The sequence below is a fragment of the Stenotrophomonas sp. HMWF003 genome, from assembly GCF_003061285.1.
GTDB classification, from domain to species: domain Bacteria; phylum Pseudomonadota; class Gammaproteobacteria; order Xanthomonadales; family Xanthomonadaceae; genus Stenotrophomonas; species Stenotrophomonas maltophilia_AP.
On record NZ_QAIW01000378.1, the window covers coordinates 7,202 to 13,970 of the forward strand.

At 68.1% G+C, this 6,769-nt stretch carries 3 protein-coding genes; 1 reads left to right on the forward strand and 2 read right to left on the reverse strand.

Going from position 1 to position 6,769, the window contains the following annotated elements; all coding sequences use genetic code 11:
• The first annotated feature begins 168 nt into the window (after window positions 1-168).
• Window positions 169-642 carry a hypothetical protein gene (locus DBR34_RS16045; RefSeq protein WP_128097540.1) on the forward strand — a complete coding sequence of 158 codons (474 nt, stop codon included), beginning with the start codon at window positions 169-171 and terminating at the stop codon, window positions 640-642.
• A 37-nt stretch (window positions 643-679) separates the two neighbouring features.
• Here DBR34_RS16045 and DBR34_RS16050 read toward each other — a convergent pair whose 3' ends face one another.
• Together DBR34_RS16050 and DBR34_RS16055 are read right to left on the reverse strand one after the other, a co-directional pair.
• Window positions 680-3,745 carry an efflux RND transporter permease subunit gene (locus DBR34_RS16050; protein WP_128097541.1) on the reverse strand — a complete coding sequence of 1,022 codons (3,066 nt, stop codon included), beginning with the start codon at window positions 3,743-3,745 and terminating at the stop codon, window positions 680-682.
• The coding region (locus tag DBR34_RS16055) for a multidrug efflux RND transporter permease subunit (protein WP_258224007.1) at window positions 3,742-6,769 on the reverse strand (3,028 nt) is incomplete at its 5' end. The genes DBR34_RS16055 and DBR34_RS16050, both read right to left, overlap by 4 nt.

Consider the following 6,769-nt stretch of genomic DNA (forward strand, 5'->3'; position numbering starts at 1 on the left):
CCGCTCGAGAAGAACGCGGCAGCTCGGTGCCTGCTGGATGCCATTCCCAAGGGAGTGGTGACGCTCCTGAGGAGCCGAGCTTGGCTCTTCCGCCTGCGGATGCACTTTCGTTGAGGGAATCCAGCGAGGGTGCTAGCGTCTCCGCAAACATCGGGCCAGGACGGCAGTATGTATCAAGTTGGCATCGCATTCGCGCATCCCTCCGATCAGGCCTGTGGATGCGCAGGTCGCATCGAAACCAGCGCCCCATCCATCGAACACGGCCTGGATCGATTCTGGGTGGAACTTCGTCCTGGTTTGCAGCGTCTTGCCGCTCGTTTCGGCTGGTGCTGGGTCGGCCGGCTTCCTGTGGACGTGGAGGCCGGTGCGACTGACTTCGGGCATGTGCGCAGGCACGTTGTTGAAACACTGAAGGCGCTGGTGCAGTCGGGCGACGCCGCGGGCCACGAAACGTTCGTGTTCTTCGTTGCGGACTGGCCTGAGGACGATCAATGCCGATACGGAAGCGGGACTATCGCCGATCTGGACGGCTATCTCCGGCTCTTCGGTGACTGGGATGAATGGGTCTATCGCGTCGACCGTGATGCCCTCCAGCAGGGCCAGGGAACGCCACTGCTTGTGAGGGTGCGGCAGGACCCGTGAGCCCGGTGCCGAACGTCCTGATCCTGTCGCCGATCGTTCAGGCCGCCCGCCGCAGCTTCGCCAAGGCCAGGTAGATCGCCGGCGTCGTATACAACGTCAGCCACTGGCTCACCAGCAATCCACCCACGATCGCAATGCCCAGCGGCTGCCGCATCTCCCAGCCTTCGCCGGTGGCCAGCATCAGCGGCAACGTGCCCAGCAACGCCGCGACGCTGGTCATCAGGATCGGGCGGAAGCGCAGCCGTGCTGCCTCGCAGATGGCGTCGTACGACGACAACCCGCGCTCGCGTTCGGCTGACAGCGCGAAGTCGATCATCAGGATGGTGTTCTTCATCACCACGCCCACCAGCAGGAACAGCCCCAGCAGCGAAATCAGGTTCAACTCGTTGCCGAACGCCATCAGCGCCAGCAGCGCGCCCACACCGGCCGAGGGCAGGGTGGACAGGATCGCCAGCGGCTGCACGAAGCTTTCGTACAGCACGCCCAGCACCAGATACACCGCGAGCATCGCGCCCACGATCAACCATAGCTGGCGCTCGCGCAGTGTCTCGAAGCCACCGGCCTCGCCACTCAGCCTTGCCTGCACGTGGGTGGGCAGCATGATCCCGGCCATCGCGCGGTCCACCGCCTTCACCGCCTGGTCCAGGGTTACGCCGGGTGCGAGCGCGAACTCGATCCAGACCGAGGCGAACTGCTGGCTGTGGTAAATGCGGTCCGGCGCCATGCCGTAGGACCAGCTGGCGATCGACGACAGCGGCAGGCGCTGGCCGTCCTTGCCGATCACGTGGATCTGGTCCAGCGTGGACGGGTCCTGGGTGTAGCGCGGGTCCAGTTCCATCACCACGCGGTACTGGTTGAGCGTGTCGTACAGCGTGGCCACCTGGCGCTGGCTGAAGGCATTGTTGAGCACCGAGGCGATCATGCGCATGTCCACGCCCAGCCGCGCGGCGGCGTCGCGGTCGATGTCCAGCACCACCTGGCGCATGCCTTCGTCGCCCTTGGATTCCACGTCCACCAGTTCAGGCAGGGCGCGCAGTGCGTCGGCCACCTTGGGTGCCCATTGCCGTAGGGGTTCCAGCTCGCCGGACAGCAGCTGGAACTCGTACTGGCCGCTGTCGCCGCTGCCTTCCAGCTTGATGTCCTGGTCCACCCACAGGAACATGCCGCCGCCGGGAATCTTCGGCATGTTGCTGCGCAGGCGGTCGATCACCTGCTGGCTGGACACCTTGCGCTCGGCCAGCGGCTTCATCTTGATCATGATGAAGGCGTTGTTGACCCCGCTGCGCCCGCCGATGTACCCGATGATGTCGCTGATGGCCGGATCGGCCAGCAGCAACGTCCGATACGCATCGATCTTGGGCTGCATCACCTGGAACGACAGCCCGTCGTCGCCGCGCGCGAAACCACGCAGCTGCGCGGTGTCCTGCTTGGGCACGATGCCCTTGGGCACCTGCTGGAACAGCCACACGTTCAGCCCGATCACCGCGCCGAACAACAGCAGCGGCACCGCCAGCCAGCGCAGCATCGTCTGCAGGCTGGCCACGTAGCCGCCGCGCAGTCGCTCGAACAACGCCGTGCCGCCCCGCTGCAGCACGTTGCCCGTGCCCGGGCGCTCACGCCCGAGCAGGCGCGCGCACAGCATCGGGGTCAGGCTCAGCGAGACCAGCAGCGACACGCCCATCGCCGCCACCAGGGTCAGCGAAAATTCGCGGAACAGCTTCTCCACGAAGTCGTCCAGGAACAGGATCGACACGAACACCACCGCCAGCGCGATGTTCATCGACAACAGCGTGGCGCCCACTTCACCGGCACCGCGCAGGGCAGCATCCATCGGTGAGGCGCCTTCTTCGCGATGGCGGGCGATGTTCTCCAGCACCACGATGGCATCGTCCACCACCAGCACCGCGGCCACGATCAGCGCCATCAGCGACAGCGTGTTGAGCGAAAAACCGAGCAGCGCGATCACCGCCAGCGCACCCAGCAGCGACACCGGAATGGCGAGGGTGGGCACCAGCGCGGCGCGCCAATGGCCCAGGAAGGCCAGCACCACCAGCACCACCAGGGCGATGGCGAGCAGCAGGGTCAGCTCGGCCTCGTGCAGGGTGGCGCGGATCACCGGCGAGCGGTCCATCACCACCTGCATGTCGATACTGGCCGGCAGCAGCGCCTGCAGCGTGTCCATCTGCGCGTTGATGGCGTCGACGGTCTCGATGATGTTGGCATCCGGCTGGCGGCTGACGATCAGCAGCACCGCCGGGCGCTGGTTGTGGAAGCCGCTGGCATAGCGGTCTTCCACGCCCTCGCTGACCTGCGCTACGTCGCGCAGGTGCACCGGGCGGCCCTCGCGCATGGCGATGATCAGGTCGCGGTACTCGGCGGCGCTGCGCAGCTGCAGGCTGGCCTCCAGCTGCCATTGCCGGCTCTGGCTGGCCACGGTGCCCAGCGGCTTGAGCGCGTTGGCGGTGCGGATGGCCGCCGCGACATCATCCAGTGCGATGCGCTGCTGGTTGAGCGCATTGGGATCCAGCGACACGCGCACCGCCGGCAGCGAGCTGCCGCCCACCTGCACTTCGCCCACCCCGGGAATCTGCGCCAGCTTCTGCGCGATCACCGTGGAGGCCACATCGAAGATCTGCCCGGGCGAGAGGCTGTCCGAACTCAGCGCCAGCGCCAGGATCGGTGCCTGCGAGGGATTGACCTTGTTGTACTGGGGCATGCCCGGCATGCCGCTGGGCAGCTGCGCGCGGGTGGCGTTGATCGCCGCCTGGACGTCGCGCGCGGCGCTGTCCACGTCGCGGCCCAACTCGAACTGCAGCTCGATCTGGGTGGAGCCCTGGGTGCTGGCCGAGTCGATCCGGCTCAAGCCCGGAATCGTGCCCAGCGCCCGCTCCAGTGGCGTGGCCACGTTGGCCGCCATCGATTCGGGGCTGGCCCCGGGCAGGCTGGCGCTGACGTTGATGGCCGGGTAGTCCACCTGCGGCAGCGGCGCCACCGGCAGCAGCCGCAGACCGAGCAGGCCGGCCAGCACCACCGCCACCGACAGCAGCAGGGTGGCCACCGGGTGCTGCACGAACCAGCCGATCGCCCGCGACAGCGGACTCACGCGTGGGCCTCGGCCGCATCGTCGGTACGTTCGGCCGGGTGCCGGCGGAAGCGGTCGAAGAACAGGTAGATCACCGGCGTGGTGAACAGGGTGAGCACCTGGCTGACGATCAGCCCGCCCACCATCACCACGCCCAGCGGCTGCCGCAGCTCCGCGCCCGAGCCGCTGGCGAACATCAGCGGAATGGCGCCGAACAGCGCGGCCAGCGTGGTCATCAGGATCGGGCGGAAGCGCAGCAGCGCGGCCTGGTGGATCGCCTGGCGCGGGGCCAGGCCGAACTCACGCTCGGCCTCCAGCGCGAAGTCGATCATCATGATCGCGTTCTTTTTCACCAGCCCGATCAGCAGCACGATGCCGATCACCGCGATCAGGTCCAGGCTGCGCCCGCTCAGCAGCAGTGCCAGCAGCGCGCCTACCGTGGCCGAGGGCAGGGTGGAGAGGATGGTGATGGGGTGGATGAAACTCTCATACAGCACGCCCAGCACCAGGTACATCACCACCACCGCGGCCAGCACCAGCCACAGCGTGCTCGACAGCGAGGCGCGGAACGCATCGGCCGCGCCCTGCAGGCGCAGCTCCACCCCGGTGGGCAGGCCGATCGCCGCACGCGCGCCTTCAATGGCCTGCACCGCTTCGCCCAGCGACGCACCGCGTGCCAGGTTGAACGAGAACGTCACCGCCGGGAACTGGCCCACGTGGTTGATCAACAGGTGCGCCGGCCGCTGCTCGATGCGCGCGATGCCATTCAACGGCACCTGCCTGCCGTCCGGCCCGGCCACGTGCAGGCGCGCGATGGCGCCCGGCCCGAAGGTCGCGTCCGGGCGCGCTTCCAGCACCACGCGGTACTGGTTGGCCTGGGTGAAGATGGTGGAGATCTGGCGCTGGCCGAACGCGTCGTACAGCGCATCGGCCACCGCGTCCACGCTGATGCCCAGGCGTGCGGCGGCCACGCGGTCGATCAGCACGTGCGCCTGCAGGCCCTGGTCCTGCAGGTCGCTGGCCACGTCGGCCAGGGCTGCGGACTGCTGCAGGTGGGCCAGCAACCGGGGCGTCCAGTGCGCGAGCTGCTCGCTGTCGGGGCTGGTCAGGGTGAACTGGTATTGGGTGCGGCTGATCCGATCCTCGATGCCCAGTTCCTGCACCGGCTGCAGGTACAGTGTGATGCCAGGCACGTGCGCCACGCGCTGCTGCAGGCGCGCGATGATCGCCTGCGCGTCGCTGCTGCGCTGCGCGTGTGGTTTCAGTTCGATCAGCAACCGGCCACTGTTGAGCGTGGCGTTGTTGCCATCCACGCCGATGAACGAGGACAGGCTGGCCACGTCCTCGTCTTCCAGCAGCGCCGCCGCAAGCGCCTGCTGGCGATGCGCCATGGCCTGGAACGAGATCGACTGCGGCGCTTCGCTGATGCCCTGGATCAGGCCAGCGTCCTGCACCGGAAAGAAGCCCTTGGGCACCCACACGTACAGCGCGGCGGTGAGCAGCAGGGTGACCACGGTGGCACCCAGCATCAGCGGCTGGCGCTGCAGCACCCAGTGCAGCTGGCGGTCGTAGATCGCCACCACGCGGTCGAACGGGTCGCCCTGCTGCGCCGATTCCTGGCCGTCGGCATCGCGGCGGGTGGCATGGCCGGCCTTGAGCAGGCGCGCGCACATCATCGGGGTCAGCGTCAGCGACACCAGCAGCGAGATGCCGATCGCCACCGCCAGGGTGATCGCGAACTCGTGGAACAGCTTGCCCACCACGTCGGCCATGAACAGCAGCGGGATCAGCACCGCGATCAGCGACAGGGTCAGCGAGATCAGGGTGAAGCCGATCTGCCGGGCGCCCTTCAGTGCCGCCTGCATCGGCGTGGCCCCGCGCTCCAGGTGGCGGGCGATGTTTTCCAGCATCACGATCGCATCGTCGACCACGAAGCCGGTGGCGATGGTGAGTGCCATCAGGGTGAGGTTGTTGAGTGAGAACCCCGCCAGCAGCATCACCCCGAAGGTGCCCACCAGCGACAGCGGCACCGCGATGCTGGGAATGATCGTGGCCGGAATGTTGCGCAGGAACACGAAGGTGACCATCACCACCAGCGCGATGGCGATCAGCAGTTCGTGCTGGACGCCGCGGATGGAAGCGCGGATCGATTCGGTACGGTCGCTCAGCACCGCCACGTCCACGCCCTTGGGCAGCGATGCCTGCAGCTGCGGCAGCAGCGCCCGCACCTGGTCCACCACGGCGATCACGTTGGCACCGGGCTGGCGCTGGATGTTGATCAGCACCGCCGGCGTGGTGCCCGACCACGCGGCCAGCTGGCGGTTTTCCGCACCGTCTTCGATCGTGGCCACGTCGCCCAGGCGCAGCGGCGCGCCGTCCTTGTAGGCCAGGATCAGCGCCTGGTACTCGGCCACCGAGCGCATCTGGTCGTTGGCATCGAGCATGATCGCGCGGGTGGGGCCGTCGAAGCTGCCCTTGGGCATGTTGACGTTGGCCGCGCCGATCGCGGTGCGGATGCTGGCCATGCTCAGCCCGTTGGCGGCCAGCGCCGACGGGTTCACCTGGATGCGCACCGCCGGGCGCTGCCCGCCGGCCAGGCTGACCAGGCCCACGCCCGGCAGCTGCGACAGGCGCTGGGCCATGCGCGTATCCACCAGGTCGTGCACCTGCGGCAGCGACAGCCCCTGCGAGGTCACCGCCAGGGTCAGGATCGGGGTGTCGGCCGGGTTCACCTTGCGGTACACCGGCGGCACCGGCAGGTCGTCGGGCAGGAAGCTGTCGGCGGCGTTGATGGCGGCCTGCACTTCCTGCTCGGCCACGCCCAGGGCGACCTCCAGCGAGAACTGCAGGGTGATCACCGAGGCGCCGCCCGAGCTGGTGGAGGACATCTGCTTCAGCCCGGGAATCTGGCCGAGCTGGCGCTCCAGCGGCGCGGTCACCGCACTGGTGGTCACCCCCGGGCTGGCGCCGGGATACAGCGTGGTGACCTGGATGATCGGGTAGTCCACCTGCGGCAGCGCCGCCACCGGCAGCAGCCGGTAGGCC